The organism is Ensifer sp. LBL (assembly GCF_050435225.1).
Lineage (GTDB): Bacteria > Pseudomonadota > Alphaproteobacteria > Rhizobiales > Rhizobiaceae > Ensifer.
The window spans coordinates 570,715-589,166 of sequence record NZ_JBNDJY010000003.1; the positions used below are offsets into that span (position 1 = coordinate 570,715).

Annotated in this window: 12 protein-coding genes; 5 read left to right on the forward strand and 7 right to left on the reverse strand. The window is 63.6% G+C overall.

Annotation, left to right across the window (positions count from 1 at the left end):
* Nucleotide 1: 1 nt before the first annotated feature.
* Nucleotides 2-664, forward strand: coding sequence for a DsbA family oxidoreductase (locus tag OKW20_RS14405; RefSeq protein ID WP_429114446.1), 663 nt, complete (start codon nucleotides 2-4; stop codon nucleotides 662-664).
* A 78-nt stretch (nucleotides 665-742) separates the two neighbouring features.
* Here the strand turns inward: OKW20_RS14405 and mfd are convergent, their stop codons facing one another.
* A complete protein-coding gene (gene mfd / locus OKW20_RS14410) occupies nucleotides 743-4,246 on the reverse strand; it encodes a transcription-repair coupling factor (RefSeq protein ID WP_429173460.1) in 3,504 nt (1,167 codons plus the stop codon).
* A 7-nt stretch (nucleotides 4,247-4,253) separates the two neighbouring features.
* Nucleotides 4,254-4,559 (reverse strand): succinate dehydrogenase assembly factor 2, encoded by a 306-nt coding sequence (locus OKW20_RS14415; RefSeq protein WP_429173118.1) that lies wholly within the window; start codon nucleotides 4,557-4,559, stop codon nucleotides 4,254-4,256.
* A gap of 154 nt (nucleotides 4,560-4,713) precedes the next feature.
* On the opposite strand from OKW20_RS14415, the gene recG reads away from it, so the two are divergent.
* Nucleotides 4,714-6,819 carry an ATP-dependent DNA helicase RecG gene (recG, locus tag OKW20_RS14420; RefSeq protein ID WP_429173121.1) on the forward strand — a complete coding sequence of 702 codons (2,106 nt, stop codon included), beginning with the start codon at nucleotides 4,714-4,716 and terminating at the stop codon, nucleotides 6,817-6,819.
* A gap of 43 nt (nucleotides 6,820-6,862) precedes the next feature.
* Here recG and OKW20_RS14425 read toward each other — a convergent pair whose 3' ends face one another.
* From OKW20_RS14425 to glmU, 4 genes are all read right to left on the reverse strand, one after another.
* Entirely contained in the window at nucleotides 6,863-7,552 is a 690-nt protein-coding gene (locus OKW20_RS14425; RefSeq protein ID WP_429114452.1) for a DUF502 domain-containing protein, read from the reverse strand.
* Nucleotides 7,553-7,570: 18 nt separating this feature from the next.
* Nucleotides 7,571-8,068 (reverse strand): GNAT family N-acetyltransferase, encoded by a 498-nt coding sequence (locus OKW20_RS14430; protein ID WP_043620505.1) that lies wholly within the window; start codon nucleotides 8,066-8,068, stop codon nucleotides 7,571-7,573.
* Nucleotides 8,068-9,894, reverse strand: coding sequence for a glutamine--fructose-6-phosphate transaminase (isomerizing) (glmS, locus tag OKW20_RS14435; protein ID WP_429173123.1), 1,827 nt, complete (start codon nucleotides 9,892-9,894; stop codon nucleotides 8,068-8,070). Before glmS ends, OKW20_RS14430 begins: the two co-directional genes overlap by 1 nt.
* 242 nt (nucleotides 9,895-10,136) lie before the next feature.
* Entirely contained in the window at nucleotides 10,137-11,507 is a 1,371-nt protein-coding gene (gene glmU / locus OKW20_RS14440; RefSeq protein WP_429173125.1) for a bifunctional UDP-N-acetylglucosamine diphosphorylase/glucosamine-1-phosphate N-acetyltransferase GlmU, read from the reverse strand.
* 242 nt (nucleotides 11,508-11,749) lie between these two features.
* On the opposite strand from glmU, the gene OKW20_RS14445 reads away from it, so the two are divergent.
* Nucleotides 11,750-13,510: a hypothetical protein gene (locus OKW20_RS14445; RefSeq protein ID WP_429173128.1), complete on the forward strand. Its 1,761-nt coding sequence runs from the start codon at nucleotides 11,750-11,752 to the stop codon at nucleotides 13,508-13,510.
* Nucleotides 13,511-13,523: 13 nt separating this feature from the next.
* Here the strand turns inward: OKW20_RS14445 and OKW20_RS14450 are convergent, their stop codons facing one another.
* Nucleotides 13,524-15,170: a Na/Pi cotransporter family protein gene (locus tag OKW20_RS14450; protein WP_043620323.1), complete on the reverse strand. Its 1,647-nt coding sequence runs from the start codon at nucleotides 15,168-15,170 to the stop codon at nucleotides 13,524-13,526.
* A 350-nt stretch (nucleotides 15,171-15,520) separates the two neighbouring features.
* On the opposite strand from OKW20_RS14450, the gene OKW20_RS14455 reads away from it, so the two are divergent.
* Both OKW20_RS14455 and trpD read left to right on the forward strand, forming a co-directional pair.
* Nucleotides 15,521-17,410 carry a SurA N-terminal domain-containing protein gene (locus OKW20_RS14455; protein WP_429173130.1) on the forward strand — a complete coding sequence of 630 codons (1,890 nt, stop codon included), beginning with the start codon at nucleotides 15,521-15,523 and terminating at the stop codon, nucleotides 17,408-17,410.
* A gap of 17 nt (nucleotides 17,411-17,427) precedes the next feature.
* Nucleotides 17,428-18,441 (forward strand): anthranilate phosphoribosyltransferase, encoded by a 1,014-nt coding sequence (gene trpD / locus OKW20_RS14460; RefSeq protein WP_429173133.1) that lies wholly within the window; start codon nucleotides 17,428-17,430, stop codon nucleotides 18,439-18,441.
* The last annotated feature ends 11 nt before the right edge of the window (nucleotides 18,442-18,452 follow it).

The following is an 18,452-nucleotide window of genomic DNA, read 5'->3' on the forward strand; positions in this document are numbered from 1 at the left end:
CATGCAAACCGTCAGCATCGATATCGTCTCGGACGTCGTTTGTCCCTGGTGTTATCTCGGCAAGGCCCGGCTCGACCAGGCGATTGCCAACGTTCCGGACGTGCTTGTCACGGTCAACTGGCGCCCCTACCAGCTCAATCCCGACCTGCCGCCCGAGGGGATCGATCACAAGCGGCATCTTGCCGAGAAGCTCGGCGGCCAGGCGGCCGTCGACCGCGCTCACGACACGCTGCGCGAACTCGGCAATGCCGACGGCATCGCGTTCGATTTCGATGCGGTGAAGATCAGCCCGAACACGCTTGACGCTCATCGGCTAGTCCGCTGGGCCGCAACCAACGGCGAGAAAGCGCAGTCGGCCGTCGTCGGCCTGCTGTTCAAGGCCAATTTCGAAGAAGGCCGCAATGTCGGCGACCACGCGGTGCTTCTCGATATCGCCGAGCAGGCCGGCCTCGACCGCCCCGTCATTGCAGCGCTGCTTGGTTCCGATGCCGACAAGGACGCGGTCAAGGAAGAAGTCGGCATGGCCCGCGAAATGGGCGTGACCGGCGTCCCCTGCTTCATCCTCGAAGGACAATATGCGGTGATGGGCGCGCAATCGGTCGACGTCTTGACCAACGCGGTGCGTGAAATCGCCGAGATGAAGGCGAGCGGCGAGCCGAACTGATCGCGCGGCGATCCGAAACAAATCTGCTTCGACAGACCTTGACCGTACTGCCGCACTGCGCGGCAGTACGGTTTTTTGTTACTTCGCCAGGCCGGCGAGCTGAGTCATCACCATTGCTGCACCCGACAGGCGCTTTTCCGGTGTTGCCAGTTCGCGCTGGAAGAAGATGCTCTGGTCGGGCCGGATCTTCGAAAGCGTGCCCTGCTTGGCGATGTAGCCGACGAGTGCCGCCGGGTTCGGGAATTCCTTGTTGCGGAACTGCACGACGACGCCCTTCGGCCCGGCATCGAGCTTTTCGACATTTGCCGTGCGGCAGAGCGACTTGATGTAGACGATCTTCAAGAGGTGCTGGACCTCGATCGGCAGCGGGCCGAAGCGGTCGATCATCTCGGCGCCGAAGCCGTCGATCTCCTTAAGGTCCGTCAGTTCGCCGAGGCGGCGATAGAGACCAAGCCTCAGATGCAGGTCCGGCACGTAGTGTTCCGGGATCATGACCGGCGTTCCGACCGAAATCTGCGGCGACCAGCCGGTGTCGTGGATCTCTTCCTCACCCTTGAGTTCGGCGACCGCTTCCTCGAGCATCTGCTGGTAAAGTTCGAAGCCGACTTCCTTGATATGGCCCGACTGTTCTTCGCCCAGCAGGTTTCCGGCGCCGCGGATATCGAGGTCGTGGCTCGCCAGCTGGAAGCCGGCGCCAAGCGTATCCAGCGATTGCAACACCTTCAGCCGGCGCTCTGCCATGCCCGTCAGCGTCTTGTTGACCGGCAGCGTGAACAGCGCGAAGGCGCGCACCTTCGAGCGACCGACGCGGCCGCGAAGCTGGTAGAGCTGGGCAAGACCGAACATGTCGGCGCGGTGTACGATCAGCGTGTTGGCCGTCGGCACGTCGAGACCGGATTCGACGATCGTGGTCGACAGAAGCACATCGTAACGCCCGTCATAGAAGGCGTTCATGATGTCTTCGAGTTCCGTTGCCGGCATCTGGCCGTGGGCAACCGCCACCTTAAGTTCCGGAACGTCCGACTTCAGGAAATCGTGGATTTCCGAGAGATCACTCAGCCGCGGGCAGACATAGAAGCTCTGGCCGCCGCGATAGTGCTCGCGCATCAGCGTTTCGCGGATCACCAGCGCGTCGAAGGGCGAGATGAAGGTACGCACCGCCATGCGGTCGACCGGCGGCGTCGTGATCAGCGACAGTTCGCGGACACCCGTCAGCGCCAGTTGCAGCGTGCGCGGGATCGGCGTTGCCGAAAGCGTCAAGACGTGGACGTCCGACTTCAGTTCCTTCAGCCGCTCCTTGTGCTTGACGCCGAAGTGCTGCTCTTCGTCGATGATCAAGAGGCCGAGATTGGCAAAGTTGACCGACGTGCCGAGCAGCGCGTGGGTGCCGACGACGACATCGGTCTTGCCATCGGCCACTTCCTTCTTCGTCAGCGCCAGTTCCTTGGACCCGACGAGACGGGATGCCTGTTGGATGCGGATCGGCAGGCCGCGGAAGCGTTCGGAAAAGGTCTTGAAATGCTGGCGGGCAAGCAGCGTGGTCGGCACGACGACCGCGACCTGCACGCCGTTCATGGCGGCGATGAAGGCAGCACGAAGCGCCACTTCGGTCTTACCGAAGCCGACGTCGCCGCAAACGAGCCGGTCCATCGGACGGCCGCTGCCGAGGTCTTCACGCACTGCCTCGATCGAGTTCAGCTGGTCTTCGGTCTCGTCATAGGGGAAGCGGGCGGCAAACTCGTCATAGACGCCGTCCTGCGCGGCCAGCACCGGCGCGCGGCGTGTATGACGTTCGGCAGCGATGCGGATCAGGCCGCCGGCCATATCGAGCAGCCGCTTCTTGAGCTTGGCCTTGCGCGCCTGCCAGGCAACGCCGCCGAGCTTGTCGAGGATCGCATCGGTACCTTCCGAGCCGTAGCGCGACAGAAGTTCGATGTTTTCGACCGGCAGGAACAGTTTTGCATCGTCGGCATAGACGAGCTCGAGGCAATCATGGGGCGCGCCGACCGCCTCGATGGTGCGCAGACCGACGAAACGGCCGATGCCGTGTTCGGCGTGCACCACATAGCTGCCCTCGTCGAGGCCGGCGACTTCGGCGATGAAGTCTGCGCCGCGTTTGCGCCGCTTGGAGCGGCGGACCATGCGGTCGCCCAGGATGTCCTGTTCGCCGATGATGACGAGATCACCCGTCTCGAATCCGGACTCGATGCTGAGCACTGTCGCGGCCGCCTCGCCCGGCTTCAGCGACTTGACCTCGGCGAGCGCCTTGATCGGCTTGACGTTGCCGAGACCGTGTTCGGCAAGCACCTGGAGCAGGCGGTCGAGCGAGCCTTCGCTCCAGCCTGATATCACCACCTTGGCGCCCTTCGAGCGCCGCTCGGCGATGTATTTGACCGCCTGATCGAAGACGTTGACGCGTTCGCTTTCGGCTTCGCCCTCGCCCGCCGACTTCGCCCAGCGCATGCCTTGGCGCGCATCGACCGAGATGACCTGGCGGGCCTCGCCCTCGTGCTCGTTGAAGGGCGAGAGGCGAATGGCATCGCGTGAGCTCAGGCCGGCGTTGAAGCCCTGCGCGCTCAGATAAAGCAGTTCCGGCGGAACGGGCTTGTAGGGCGTGCCCTGGGTGGCCTGCGTCTTGCCCGGAGACGCCGAGGCCAGTCGGGCGTCGTAATAGTCGAGAATGAGCTTCGAGCGCTCGGCCGCGGCCTCGCGCGCCAGATGATCGGTGACGATACGGAAGCCGTCGAGATAGTCGAAGACCGTCTCCAGCCCGTCATAGAACAGCGGCAGCCAATGCTCCATGCCGGCGTAACGCCGGCCTTCGGAGACAGCCTGGTAAAGCGCGTCGTCGCGGGTCGTCGCGCCGAACAGCGATAGGTAGTGCTTGCGGAAGTGGCTGATCGTTTCGGGCGTCAGCGACACCTCGCTCATAGGATTGAGATCGAGGGAGCGGACCTGACCGGTGGTGCGCTGGCTTGCCGGATCGAAGGAGCGGATGGTTTCGAGCGTATCGCCGAAGAAATCGAGGCGTAGCGGCTCGCCGCTCCCCGGCACGAAGACGTCGAGGATGCCGCCGCGCACCGCGTATTCACCGACCTCACGCACGGTCGCGACACGCTCGAAGCCGTTGCGCTCCAGCCGCATCGCGATGTCGTCCATGCGCACCTGATTGCCCGGACGAGCCGAGAACGCCAGGCTCTGGATCACGTCCTGCGGCGAGATCTTCTGGAGGGCGGCGTTGACCGTCACCAGCACGATCGCCGCATGCGGCTTCTTCTTGTGCGCAATCAAGGCGCTCAGCGCCGCCAGCCGCCGTGCCGAGGTGTCGGCGCTCGGCGAGACACGGTCATAGGGAAGGCAGTCCCAACCGGGAAGCGTCAGCACCGGAATGTCGGGCGCGACGAATGAGAGGACCTGTTCCAGATCGGCGATCCGCTGGCCGTCCGAAAGAATGTAGGCGACCGGCTGGCCGGCACGGGCCAACTCGGCAAGGATCAGCGCCTCGGCACCGGAAGGGACCGGCCCGATCGTGATCTCTCGCTGTGCTTCGACAATCTTCTTCGGATCAAGGCCAGCCAGCATCATCGGTCTATTTCATCTCTTCGGGAAGCTTGTCGAAATCCGGACGATAGGCAGCGATGCGCTGAAATATCTGCGTCTGATAGCGAGCCGGCACCGGCTGTTCGCCGATGATCCACTTGACGAGATCGTTGTCTTCCTCGCCCATGATCGTCTCGAGTTCGTCGAGCTGTGCTTCAGAAAGCGTCGAGAGCTCGGCTTCGGCAAACTGCCCGAGGATCAGATCCATCTCGCGAATGCCGCGATGCCAGGCGCGAAACAGGATCCGCCGTCGACGCGGATCGAGATCGGCGCTGGTGCGAGAGATTCCGGTCATGGGAAATTCCTTCCTGCCGCCCGCGATGACGCCCGCACACTCGGACGAACGCGCAAGGCTTTGGGGTACGGTTTGTCGTCAACGGCTCTATAAACTCTGAATAGCCGATTGTCAGCCTTGCCAAAGCCCGAATTATCGTCGCAATTTCATCGCCATGCGCCCCACCCTGCTCGATCCGCTCTTCTCTCCGCTCGACACGCTTCCAGGCATCGGCCCGAAGATCGGCGAACTCTATGCCCGTTTGCTCGGTCGCGAGACGATCGAGGACTGCCGGGTGGTTGACCTTGTTTTTCACGCGCCGCATTCGCTGATCGACCGGCGCCAGCAGCCGGGCATCGCCCACGCGCCGCAAGGAGTGATCGTCACCATCACCGGTCGGGTCGATCGCCACCAGCCGCCGCCGCGCGGCAAGCCCAACCTGCCCTATCGCGTCTTCCTGCATGACGAGACCGGGGAACTGGCGCTCACCTATTTCCGCGTCAAGGGCAACTGGCTGGAAAAATCGCTGCCGGTCGACGAGACGGTCATCGTCAGTGGCAAGGTCGATTGGTTCAACGGCCGCCCGTCCATGGTTCACCCGGATTATGCGGTTCGGGCCAGCGAGGCGGAAAACCTGCCGCTGGTCGAGCCGGTCTACGGGCTGACGGCAGGACTTTCACCACGGATATTGCGTAAGTCGATCGAGACAGCCGTCGCCCGCGTCCCGGAAATGCCGGAATGGATGGACGATGCGCTGCTGACGAAGCAGGGTTTCGGCACCGCGGCCGAGAGTTTTCGCGCGCTGCACGATCCGCGCGACGCGACCGACCTCGATCCGCAGGCACCCGCCCGCCGCCGCCTTGCCTATGACGAGTTTCTCGCCGGGCAATTGTCCCTGGCTCTCGTTCGCCAGCGCCTGCGCAAGGTCGCCGGAGTACCGGTTCACGCGACCGGCGTGCTTTCTCGTCCGGTCATCGACGCCCTTCCCTTTTCCTTGACGAACAGCCAGTCGACGGCAATCGCCGACATCCTGAAGGACATGGCCGGGACTGACCGCATGCTCCGGCTGCTGCAGGGCGATGTCGGCTCCGGCAAGACGATGGTGGCGCTGATGGCCATGCTGGCAGCCGTCGAATCCGGCGGACAGGCGGTGCTGATGGCGCCGACGGAAATCCTCGCCCGCCAGCACCATGCGACGCTTGCCAGAATGGCCGCCCCTGCCGGCATCGCCATCGACGTTTTGACCGGCCGCACAAAGGGCAAGGAACGCGACGCCATTGTCGAACGGATCGCCTCCGGTGAGACCCGGATGGTGATCGGCACGCACGCGCTTTTCCAGGATACGGTGAGCTACAAGGAGCTGACGCTTGCCGTCGTCGACGAACAGCATCGCTTCGGCGTTCACCAGCGCCTGCGACTGACCGCCAAGGGCATCTCGCCGCATATGCTGGTCATGACCGCGACACCGATCCCGCGCACCCTCGTGCTTGCCGCGTTCGGCGACATGGATGTGTCTAAGCTCACCGAAAAGCCCGCCGGACGAAAGCCGATCCAGACCGTGACGATCCCAACGGAACGCGTGGACGACATCGTCGATCGGCTCGACGCCGCATTACGCGAGGGGAAGAAGGCCTACTGGATCTGCCCACTCGTGGAAGAGTCCGAAGCCGTCGACGTGATGTCGGCAGAAGAACGATACGAGAGCCTTGCTAAGCGCTTCGGCAACAATGTCGGCCTGGTGCACGGCCGCATGAACGGCGCGGAAAAGGACGCCGTCATGCTCGCCTTCAAGAACGGCGAGATCCGCCTGCTGGTTGCGACCACCGTCGTCGAAGTCGGCGTGGACGTGCCGGACGCGACGATCATGGTGATCGAACATGCCGAACGCTTCGGACTTGCCCAGCTTCACCAGCTGCGCGGCCGCGTCGGCCGTGGCGGCGAGGCATCCACTTGCATCCTGCTCTACAAGGGGCCGCTCGGCGAAACCGGCCGTGCCCGGCTCTCGATCCTGCGCGACAGCGAGGACGGCTTCCTCATCGCCGAGGAGGACCTGAAGCTGCGCGGTGAAGGCGAGTTGCTCGGAACCCGCCAGTCAGGCACGCCCGGTTTCCGCATCGCCAGCCTCGAAGCCCACGGCGATCTGCTCGAAATCGCGCGCAAGGACGCCGCCTACGTGATCGAGCGCGACCCGGACCTCACCTCGGAGCGCGGCGAAGCGCTCCGCACGCTGCTCTATCTCTATCGCCGCGACGAAGCCATCCGCTTCCTGCGCGCCGGCTAAAGCATCCTTTGTGCGTTCATTGGAACGCACGGCGCACTAGGCCTTAGACAGTCTCTTGCTGGGTGATTTTCAAGGGGGCGTTGGCGAGCGGCTTCTGGTCGGGGGTCACGAGGCCACCCGAGATCAGGAGCTTGGCCGCGTCCTCCGCGCTCATGTCGAGCGGGATGATCTTGTCGCGCGGGATGAACAGCAGGAAACCCGCCGTCGGGATCGGGGTCGGCGGCAGGAAGACGGCCACCATGTCCATGCCGCGTTCCTTGAATTTCGAGGCGATCTCGCCCTTCACATCCGTTGCGATGAACACCAGCGACCAGATGCCCGGGCTCGGATACTCGATCAGCCCGGCCTTCTTGAAAGAGGAGGACTGCTCCTGCAGCACCGTCTGGAAGATCTGCTTGGTGGACTTGTAGATCGTGCGGACCAGCGGGGTGCGATTGACGAGCGACTCGGCGAGATTGACGATCGACCGACCGACGAGATTTGCGGTCATGAAGCCGACGAAGGTGATCACGAAAATGGCGACGAGCAGGCCGAAGCCGGGAATGGCAACGGGCGAATAGGTATCCGGATTGTAGAAGTTCGGCAGATAGGGCTTAACCCAGCCGTCGGCCCAATCGATGAAGGTGCGCACGAGCCAGACGGTGATCGCCACCGGCGCACAGATGATCAAGCCGGTCAGAAAGTAATTGCGCAGCCGCGTCGCGATATAGCCGCGTTTGGAATGTTCCGTCATGCTTCTTCCGTCTCAACCTCACTCGACGCCGAAGGCCGGATGATAGGCGACCGTGCCGGCCGCCATCGCGCCGGAAAGAGCCAGCGCCATGAAATATTGCGGCGCACAACCGGGGAATACAAGAGCCGATTCGTTGCGGAAGCCGAACTTTTGATAGAGGGCCGGATCGCCGACGACGACGCAGCCCGAGGCGCCTTCCGCCCGCAGCCATTCGAGGCCCTCGAGGATCAGTTGCCTGCCGATGCCCTGAGCCTGAACGTCCGGCTTGACCGAGACCGGACCGAGCCCGAACCAGCCGCTTTCCGCCGGGTCGAGCGTTACCGGCGAAAAGGCGATGTGCCCGACGATTTCCTCGTTCATTTCGGCGACCAGCGAGACGGTCAGCGCGCCGGCCTCGCGCAACCGCTCGATGATGAGGGGCTCGCTCTGGTCGCTGTGCGGATGCCCTTCGAAGGCGGCCGCGGTGACGTCGCGGATCGCCTTCTCATCTCCCGGGCGCTCATGCCGGACATAGATCATTCGACGGTCACCGATTTGGCGAGGTTGCGGGGCTGGTCGACGTCGGTGCCCATGAACACCGCGGTGTGATAGGCAAGCAGCTGGATCGGCAGAGAGAAGATCATCGGCGCGATGACTTCGTCGACATCAGGCAGCACGATCGTCGCCATGGTCTCGAGCTTGGAAGCGGCAGCACCCTTCTCATCGGTGATGAGAATGATCCGGCCGCCGCGGGCCGCCACTTCCTGCATGTTGGAAACGGTCTTCTCGTAGAACCGGTCGTGCGGGGCGATGACGATGACCGGCATGTTCTCGTCGATCAGCGCGATCGGCCCATGCTTCAGTTCGCCGGCGGCATAACCTTCCGCATGGATATAGGAGATCTCCTTGAGCTTGAGCGCGCCCTCCATCGCCAGCGGAAAGCTGGTGCCGCGGCCAAGGTAGAGCACATCGCGGCACTTCGACAGCTCGCGCGACAGAAGCTCGATCTTCGGCTGAACGGCGTTCAGCACCTGGCCCATGATGCGCGGCATTTCGGCGAGATAGCGAACCAGGACCTGCTCTTCCTCGGCACTCACCGTGCCGCGGGCGCGGCCGGCGCCGATCGCGAGCGAAGCCAGCACGGCGAGCTGGCAGGTGAAGGCCTTGGTCGAGGCAACGCCAATTTCCGGGCCGGCAAGGATCGGGAAGACCGCGTCGGATTCACGGGCGATCGTTGATTCGCGGGTGTTGACCACGGCGCCAATCTTCAGGCCGAGCTCCTTGCAGTAGCGCAGCGACGCCAGTGTATCGGCGGTTTCGCCGGATTGCGAGATGAACAGCGCAGCCGCATCAGAAGACAACGGGATCTCGCGGTAGCGGAACTCGGACGCAACGTCGATTTCCACCGGCAAGCGGGCGTAACGCTCGAACCAGTACTTGCCGACGAGACCGGCGAGATAGGCGGTGCCGCAGGCGGAAATCGCAAGGCTCGGAACCTTGGCGAAATCGATCGTGCCCGGCAGCGCCTTGATGCGGTTGCCGGCAAAGTCGATGTAGTGGCTGAGCGCGTGCGCGATCACCTCCGGCTGCTCATAGATCTCCTTCTCCATGAAGTGCCGGTGGTTGCCCTTGTCGATCATGTAGGCGGCCGCTGTCGAGAGCTGCTTCGGCCGGTCGACGACGTTGCCGTCGAGATCGAAGATATGCACGCCATTCGCGCCGATCACGGCCCAGTCGCCATCGATCAGATAGGTGATCTCGTTGGTAAAGGGCGCAAGCGCGATCGCGTCGGAGCCGAGGAACATCTCGCCGCGACCGTGACCGATCGCAAGCGGCGGGCCGTTGCGCGCCGCCATGATCGTCGACGGGTCGTCCTGGAACAGCACCGCCAGCGCATAGGCGCCGGTGACGCGCTTCAGCATCGCGTGCATGGCCTCGCGCCGGCCAAGTCCGTCGCGCCGGAACTTGGAGAGCAGATGCGCGACGACCTCGGTGTCGGTGTCCGTCTCGAACTTGGCGCCGCCGGCGATCAGCTCGTCCTTCAACGCGGCAAAGTTTTCGATAATGCCGTTGTGCACGACGGCGACGCCGTCGGTGAAGTGCGGATGCGCGTTGCGTTCGGTCGGCGCGCCATGGGTTGCCCAGCGGGTGTGGGCAATGCCGATCGTGCCGGCAAGCGGCTCTTCGCGCAGCCTGATCTCCAGATTGACGAGCTTGCCTTCGGCGCGCCGGCGCTCCAGCTTGCCGCCAATGACGGTGGCGACACCGGCGGAATCATAGCCGCGGTACTCCAAGCGCTTCAGCGCATCGACCAGTCGTTCCGATACCGGCTGGTTGCCAACGATGCCTACAATACCGCACATAGTCGTCTCCGAATTCGTCCCCGCGCCGTGATCGGCGCCCCTGTTCAACGAGGGCGAAAAATGCCGCCCGGCGCGCTGCCTTGGTAAAGCATTTGCGGATCGAGGCAATCCGCCCCGATTTCACTTTCGATTTCAATGTTTAACGCCGCCGCATGTTCCCGCGAATCCAACCCGATCCAAGGGGCGTGCGACAATCCGAAGTGCTCGGCGCCCGCACGCGTCAGCGCACGGGCATCATAGGCCTAGCCGCCAGCCTTCGCCGCCTTCTTGGCCGCCTTCACCGCCTGGTAGCGCTCACGCAGCAGCCTTGCCCGGCCGGGCTTGATTTCCTGGCGCGCGCGGCCGAAAGCGACGGCGTCGGCCGGCACGTCTTCAGTGATCACACTGCCGGAAGCAACCAGCGCGCCGTCACCGATCGTCACCGGCGCAACCAGCGACGAATTCGAGCCGATGAAGGCATTTTCGCCGATCCGCGTCTCGTGCTTGTTCACGCCATCATAGTTGCAGGTGATCGTGCCAGCGCCAATGTTGGTACCCGCGCCGACGAAGGCATCGCCGATATAGGTCAGGTGATTGACCTTGGCGCCGGCGCCGATCTCCGCCTTCTTGACCTCGCAGAAATTGCCGACCTTGGACTTTTCACCGAGATCGGCCCCCGGGCGCAGGCGTGCATAAGGGCCGACCGTCGCACCGGCGCGCACCGTCGCACCCTCGACATGCGAAAAGGCGTGAATGATCGCGCCGCTTTCGACGCGCACGCCCGGACCGAAGACGACATTCGGCTCGACCAGGACATCCTGCTCCAGCACGGTATCCCAGGCGAGAAACACGGTTTCCGGCGCGATCATAGAGACGCCCGACAGCATCAGCTCGTGACGACGACGCTGCTGCCACAGACGCTCGATGAAGGCGAGTTCGGCGCGGGTGTTGCAGCCGGTCAGCTCCTCTTCGGGGGCCTCGACGGCAATCGCCTGCCCGCCGATCTCGCGAACGATCTCCACGAGGTCGGTCAGGTAGAACTCGCCCTTGACGTTGGCGTTGCCGATACGGCCGAGAAGGTCGAGCGCCTTGCGACCGTCGATCGCCATCAGGCCGCCGTTGCAATAGGTGATGCGGCGCTCTTCTTCCGTTGCGTCCTTGTGCTCGCGAATGGCGAGCAGTGCGCCGTCCTTGACGATCAGGCGGCCGTAGCCCGACGGATCTGCCGCCTCGAAGCCGATCACCACGACCTCGTTGCCGGCTGCAAGTCCCTCGCGGGCGGCCCTAAGCGGCTCCGGCTTGATCAGTGGCGTATCGCCGAAGACGACGAGAATGTCGTCGTAACCCTTTGCGATGGCGTCGCGGGCCGCAAGCACCGCGTGACCGGTGCCGAGCCGTTCCTTCTGCAGATAGGAGGAAACCGACACGCCGCCGATGTCGGCGGCGGCCGAGACCGCGTCGGCGTCGCGGCCGACGACGAGAGCGATATCGGAGATGGAAGCACTTGCGAGCGCCTCGACGACGTGGGCGATCATCGGCCGGCCGGCCACCGGATGCAGCACCTTCGACATGGACGATTTCATCCGCGTGCTTTCACCCGCAGCCAAAACGATGGCCAGGCACGTCCGTTCCATATATCTCTCCTTGGTCTCTTCCAGGCTAACGCCCTCTGCACAATTCCTAGATCGGAATCGGCTCAAGTACAAAATCGCCGTTCGATTCGGCGCGGTGCTAGCAGCAACATATTGCGAGAAGCATAATTCTCACAATCACGTCGCATTAACCGGCTTAAAACCGGATGATGGCATAAGAAGGCGCGGAGCCTGTGTCAGCAAAACCGTGCGGGTGCATCGCTCCTTCGGGAGATCAAGCCGCAATGCACAGCCGCACTGACATCGACACACCGGCAAAGCCTACCGGCGCGGTTGTCCTTCTCGCCCGATCTCCGCTTCTGCTGCTGGCCCTTGTGCTTGGCGTACTCGCGGTTCTGTTGAGCTTCACGATCCCGCAGCCGATCGGCCCGATGTTCTGGGACCACTATCTCTATCTCGATGCTGCCAACCGCATCCGCGACGGCCAGATCCCGTCGGTCGATTTCTTCACCCCCGTCGGCGCCCTCGGCTACTATCTCTTCACCGGCCTGCAGGGCATCTTTCCGAACGGCCAGCCGCTGCTCCTGGCAAGCTGGTGCCTGCTTCTCGCCACAGGACCGCTGATCGCGCTGGTGGTCGTCGATGTCCAGAAGCGTTCGACGGCACTTGCCTATGCGATCCTGCTGCCGTTCCTGGTGTTTTCGGTGTTGCCGTTCAACACCGGCGACTTCTACCCCTACCCCGGCTCCGACGGTTTCGGCATCTACAACCGCCAAGTCTGCCAGCTTCTCTATGTGCTTGCAGCCGCACTCGTCCATGTGCGTGATCGCCGGCTGCTCGTCGCAACGGTCGCCGGTGCCATGGCGGCACTCTTCTTCGTCAAGATCACCGGCGCGGTTGCCGGCACGCTCATGTGCCTCATGGCCTTTGCTGCAGGACGCCTGCCGTTCCGCTCGGCTATTGCAGCCGGGCTAGTGGTCTTTGCTGTCCTCGCCATCGTCGAAGTCGCCTTCGGCGGCGTCTCCGCCTATCTTGCCGATATCCTGGCGCTGCTTTCCGTCAATGACGGCAGCTTGCTGCCGCGCCTGCTGCAGGCCGCCTCCCTCAATGCCGGCCTTTTGATCCCGGTCGGACTGCTTTGCATGGTGCTTTTCGGAAGCCACCTTTCGTCCTTCACCCAGTCGCTGCGCCAACTTGGAAGAAGCCCGTCAATGACGGCGATTGGCAGGACGTTCGACCAGCCGTTTTTCTGGCTGACTGCCTTCGTTGTTGCCGGCATCGTCTTTGAAAGCCAGAACACCGGCAGTCAGGCGTTCATTTTCCTGTTGCCACTGCTCCTCAAGCTCGCGATCGACGAGGTCGCGACTGCCAAAACAAGGCCCGCCGCAATCGCCGTCGCCATTCTCGCCTTGGCGGCAGCCTTGCCGCCGGCCACGGCCGTCGCGCAAAAGAGCGCCCGCGCCTGGATCGGAGCCGTCAACAACGTGCCGCTGGAAAGCCGCAACCTCAAAACCATGGGCGCCGTCAATGTGCGGCCCATCCTGGCACTGCGCGCCGAGCGCCTGCGCACCCTCTACGCGACAGAGCGCCCCACTTTCGACGCCTTCGCCAAGGCCGGTGAGTTGCCGTCGTTCCTGCTCTACAGCGATTTCGATTTTCAGGCGGGATGGCTGATGAATGTCGACGACGCGGTCGACGCGCTCAGGGCCTACGAAGATTCAAACCGCGTGCGCTTCGAAACGATCTTCAACGTCGACTTCACCAATCCCTTTACGTGGCTGATGGACCGCAGTGCGCCACTGCATGTCGCGATCGGCGCAGATCCCTTCCGCGCCATTCCGCCGCCGGATGAAGATGTTCGCGCCGCCATCGCTGCTGTCGACATAGCGCTGGTACCGACCTGCCCGGTGACCAACGTCAACCAGACGCTGCTGTCGCTCTATCTGCCGAGCCTCGAGACGGGACACAGCCGGATCACGCTGACACGCTGCTACGACGCCTTTGTCCGCAACGGCCTGAAGCCTGCGGCCAACGTCGGCGGCTGACGGACGCCGATGACTAAGCGCCCGGCCGCAAGCGGCTCTCGCTGAGCAGCCCGTTTTCCTCAAGGATCGGATAGGCGACGGAAGCGATATGCGCGTTGACGCGCTTCAGATCCCTGAGCATGTCGAGATGCAGGGAGCTCGTCTGCAGGCTCTGGACCAGCCCGTCGCGTAACCGCTCGATATGGCGCTCGGCGGAGCGTTTTTCCATGTGGCGCACGTTGACCTTCACCTCGATGAGCTGCTTGGCGAGATCGGCGTTGCGGGTGACGAATATGGTCTGCGCGACACGCAGATTGTCGATCGTCAGATTGAAGAGGCTCTTCAGCTCCTGATAGCCCTCCTCCGAGAACTTCAGGCCGTTGCTCACCTTCTTCGCGATCTGCTCGCACAGCCCCTTCTCGATGATGTCGCCCATGTGTTCGAGATTGATGGCGTAGTCGATGATGACGATCGAGCGGCGGCCGTCGTCGGCGCTGAGGCCATCGCGGCCCAATCGCGACAGGAAGATCTTCACCTCCTGCTGCAGCTGATCGACCTGTTTTTCGAACTTGCCGATATCGCGGATGTCCGAAAGATCGTTGTTGTTGAAGGCGTTCGCGGCGCGCATCAGCATCGCCTCGACCAGATCGCCGACACGCAAGACCTCGCGAGTGGCACCCGAAAGCGCCATGACAGGCGTATTCAGCGTGCCCTCGTCGAGATAGCGCGGGCCGGTCTCCTCAGCCTCTCCGTCCGGAATGAACCGCGCCATCAGCTGCGACAGCAATCCGGCGAAGGGCCAGGCAAGAATGGCGACAGCAAGGTTGAAGGCCAGGTGAATGTCGACCGGCAGGTTCTGGCGCGGCAGCGGCAGGCTCTGCAGAAACTCCACGCTCATGCCCGTCAGCGGCAGCGCGATCAGGCAGCCAATGGCGCGAACGACGAGGTTGGCGATGGTGACGCGGCGCGCCGACGGCGCGGAACCGAGCGTCGCCATGACAGGCGGAACGGCGCCACCAAGGTTGGCGCCAAGCACGAGCGCCACGGTCAGCCCGACGCTGAGGATCCCTGTCGTTGAGAGCGACAGCACCAGCATCACCACAGCAAGGCTGGACGACGACGCAAAGGCAAGTCCCGCGGAAATGAGCAGTGCCACCGGCCAGGCGCTGTCGAGCATCGACAGGAACGCCCCAAGGGCCGGACTGTCGCGCATCGGCTCCGTCGCCGCGCCCAAGAGATGCAATGACAGAAGCATGAGGCCGATGCCGACGAAGGCCGCGCCCAGGCCCTGGCGGGCGTTCGACCGGCTGGCGCGGTGCAAGACCACGCCGATGAGAATGACGAGCGGCGACAGCCACTCGATGCCGGTCGCCACGATCCAGGCGGTCATGGCAGTGCCGAGATTGGCGCCAAGCAGGACGATCTGTGCCATGCGCGAACGGATAAGCCCCTTCTCCACGAAGGATGCCGTCATCAGTGCCGTCGCCGTGGAACTCTGCAGCGCAAGCGTTGCGACAAGTCCGGTCACGAAGGAACGGAGAGAGCCGTCGGTTCCCTGAGCGAGGCCGGCGCGCAACCGCGCCCCGAAGGCACGGGTCACCCCGTCCTTGACCAGGGACAGGCCGAAGAGGAGCAGCGCCACTGCTCCAAACAGGTTTACCATCACGATTGTCGACTGCATGGAATCTTTCCCGCGGAAGCTCCAAAGAATCGCTCCGCCCCTGCAACAGAACCACAGAACAGCGGCATGTTCGAGCCAATGTGACAGATATTTTTCGGTTGCCGGCTAATGAATCCGACATCAACTTCAGCGTTCGCGCCGGCCCGTGCGGCGCGCGCGTTTCGCAGGATCTTCGCTTCCCATGATCGTGTCGCGGCATGCGCCGGAAAAACAGGTGCACCACCGGGATCAACGATCCCGTGAGCGCGCGCAATTTGCGGCAAACAACCCTTCATTTCCTGTTTCGTTTGTTTTAAGGAACGATTTCGTTTGGCCGATGGCCACCGCATTGCAACGAGGTTTCTGCCCCCATGCTCGAATTTCTGAGAAGCGCCGCCCAGACCTGGGTCGTCAAAGGCCTGCTAATCGTTCTCGTTCTGTCGTTCATGGTGTGGGGCGGCTCGTCGCTGACGATGACCAACCAGTCGGACGCGGTGGTCGTCGTCGGTGACGTCAAGGTCAAACCCCCGGAATTCCGGCTCGCCTACGAGACCATGCTGGCACAAGCCTCCCGCCAGCTCGGCACGCGGCTGACGCCGCAGCAGGCGCGCGCTTTCGGCATCGAGCAGCGGGTCTACTCGCAGATCGTCGCCGGCGCGGCTCTCGACCAGCTCGCCAACGACATGAATCTCGGCCTATCGCAGGATCGGCTCGCAAAGCTCATCGCCGACGATCCGGCATTCCACAGCGTCAACGGCCAGTTCGACCGAATGACGTTCACGAGCGTGCTGCGCAATGCGGGCCTGCGCGAACAGGATTACATCAACAGCCAGAGCCAGACCGCGATCCGCTCGCAGATCGTCGATGCGCTGTCGGATGGCTATGTCGCTCCGAAGGTTCTCACCGACGCAATCGGCGCCTACCGGCACGAGAAGCGCACGATCGATTACCTGCTGCTCTCGAATGCCAACATCGATCCCGTCAAGGTGCCCGGCGACGACGTGCTTTCTCCCTGGTACGACAGCCGCAAGGCGAACTACCGTGCGCCGGAATATCGCAAGATCACCTACGTGAAGCTCGAGCCGACCGACGTCGCCGATCCGACCGTTGTGACCGACGACGAGATCCGCGCCGAATACGAACGCCGCAAGGAAAGCTTCCGCAGCGCTGCCGCGCGGACCATCGAACAGCTCTCCTTCACCTCGCGTGAAGCCGCTGACGCCGCGTCGGCAAAGCTTGCCGCCGGCACCAGCTTCGACGATATCGTCAAGGCCGAAGGCAAGTCGTCCGCCGACGTACTTCTCGGCGAATTCACCAAGGATCGCGTTCCCGACGCCAAGATCGGCGAAGCCGCTTTCGCGCTGCAGGCCGACGGCGTGACCCCGGTTGTCGACGGTGCCTTCGGTCCCGTCATCCTGCGCGTAACGAACATCCGCCCGGAAACCGTCCGCAGCCTCGACGAAGTGAAGGAAGAATTGCGCAAGGACATCGCCCTGTCCACGGCGGGCGAGGAAGTCATGCGCCTGCACGACAAGATCGAAGACGAGCGCGCTTCCGGCGCGCCGATCAAGGAAGTCGCCGACCAGCTCAAGCTGAAGTTCGTAACCGTCGATGCGGTGGACGCGACCGGCAAGGACAAGAACGGCGATGACGTCGTCGGCCTGCCGGAACAGGCAGCTCTTCTCCAGGAAGTCTTCAAGGCCGACGTCGGCGCCGAAACCCTGCCGGTGAATGTCGGCCGCGAAGGTTACGTCTGGTTCGACCTCGATGAAGTTATCCCGGCGCGCGATCGCACGATGGACGAAGCCCGCGACGAAATCGGCGCCGACTGGATGGCCGAGCAGCAGCGTGCAGCCCTGGCCAAGAAGGCCGGTGAACTGAAGCAGCGCGTCGAACAGGGCGCAAAGCTCGCCGACGTCGCGACCGAACTCGGCCTCGTCGTCGAGACCAAGGCCGGCCTGACGCGCGCAACCGCGGACGTCGCTCTCAGCCCGGCTGCCGTCGCCGCCGCCTTCTCCGGCGCGAACGGCTTTGTCACCAATGCTCCCGGCATCGGCGGCGAAGGTCAGATCCTTCTGCAGGTCACCTCGGTCGACACCGCCGGCCCGGCAGACGTGCTGCAGGACGACAGCCGCCAGATCGAGGCCCTCGCCCGCGTTAGCGGCGAGGACATCCTGGACCAGATGGTCGCCACGCTGCAGGCCGCCTACGGCGTTTCGATCAACCAGACGCTCGCTGAAACCGCCATTGCGCAACGATAGGCCCAAGGAAACCATCGATGAGTGATCTGAAGCCATTCGTCGCCAAGGTCGCCGCCCGCGAGGCGTTGAACCGCGAAGACGCACGTGCCGCCTTCGAAATCATCATGTCGGGTGCCGCAACGCCGTCGCAGATCGGCGGTTTCCTGATGGCATTGCGGGTGCGTGGCGAAACCGTCGATGAAATCGTCGGCGCGGTGGGTGCGATGCGGGCCCGCATGCTGCCGGTCGATGCCCCGGCGGACGCAGTCGATATCGTTGGCACCGGCGGCGACGGCGCCGGCACCTACAACATCTCGACGCTTGCCTCGCTGATCGTCGCGGGCGCGGGCGTGCCTGTCGCCAAGCACGGCAACCGCGCGCTGAGCTCGAAGTCGGGCACGGCCGACGCGCTCTCCTGCCTCGGCGTCAAGCTCGACATCGGTCCGGAAGCGATCTCGAAATGCATCCGCGAGGCCGGTGTCGGCTTCATGTTCGCCCAGCAGCACCATTCCGCCATGCGCCATGTAGGCCCGACGCGGGTGGAGCTTGGAACGCGCACGATCTTCAACCTGCTCGGTCCGCTCTCCAACCCCGCAGGCGTCAAGCGCCAGCTCGTCGGCGTCTACGCGCCGCAGTGGGTGCAGCCGCTCGCCGAAGTGCTGCGCGATCTCGGCTCGGAGAATGTCTGGGTCGTTCACGGCGACGGCCTCGACGAGATCACCACGACAGGCACGACCGAGGTCGCCGAACTCAAGGACGGCAAGATTTCGACCTTCACGCTGACGCCGGCGGATTTCGGGTTTCAGACGGTGACAATCGATGCGCTCAAGGGCGGCGACGGTGCGCACAATGCAGTCGCGCTCCAGGCGGTGCTCGACGGTGCCGAGAACCCCTATCGGGACATTTCCCTTGCCAATGCGGCCGCATCGCTGATGATAGCCGGACGGGCAAAGGATCTCACCGAAGGCATGGCGCTCGCGCGCCAGTCGCTTTCAAGCGGCGGCGCGAAGACCGCGCTGCAGCGCCTGATCAGCGTTTCAAACGCGGCCTGAGGAAGGATCGG

What these genes read in the sequence shown, in the direction of transcription:
- glmU (WP_429173125.1), bottom strand. Translation starts at nt 11,507, where the DNA reads ATGGAACGGACGTGCCTGGCCATCGTTTTGGCTGCGGGTGAAAGCACG.
- OKW20_RS14405 (WP_429114446.1), top strand. Translation starts at nt 2, where the DNA reads ATGCAAACCGTCAGCATCGATATCGTCTCGGACGTCGTTTGTCCCTGG.
- trpD (WP_429173133.1), top strand. Translation starts at nt 17,428, where the DNA reads ATGAGTGATCTGAAGCCATTCGTCGCCAAGGTCGCCGCCCGCGAGGCG.
- recG (WP_429173121.1), top strand. Translation starts at nt 4,714, where the DNA reads ATGCGCCCCACCCTGCTCGATCCGCTCTTCTCTCCGCTCGACACGCTT.
- OKW20_RS14425 (WP_429114452.1), bottom strand. Translation starts at nt 7,552, where the DNA reads ATGACGGAACATTCCAAACGCGGCTATATCGCGACGCGGCTGCGCAAT.
- mfd (WP_429173460.1), bottom strand. Translation starts at nt 4,246, where the DNA reads ATGCTGGCTGGCCTTGATCCGAAGAAGATTGTCGAAGCACAGCGAGAG.
- OKW20_RS14415 (WP_429173118.1), bottom strand. Translation starts at nt 4,559, where the DNA reads ATGACCGGAATCTCTCGCACCAGCGCCGATCTCGATCCGCGTCGACGG.
- OKW20_RS14455 (WP_429173130.1), top strand. Translation starts at nt 15,521, where the DNA reads ATGCTCGAATTTCTGAGAAGCGCCGCCCAGACCTGGGTCGTCAAAGGC.
- OKW20_RS14445 (WP_429173128.1), top strand. Translation starts at nt 11,750, where the DNA reads ATGCACAGCCGCACTGACATCGACACACCGGCAAAGCCTACCGGCGCG.
- glmS (WP_429173123.1), bottom strand. Translation starts at nt 9,894, where the DNA reads ATGTGCGGTATTGTAGGCATCGTTGGCAACCAGCCGGTATCGGAACGA.
- OKW20_RS14450 (WP_043620323.1), bottom strand. Translation starts at nt 15,170, where the DNA reads ATGCAGTCGACAATCGTGATGGTAAACCTGTTTGGAGCAGTGGCGCTG.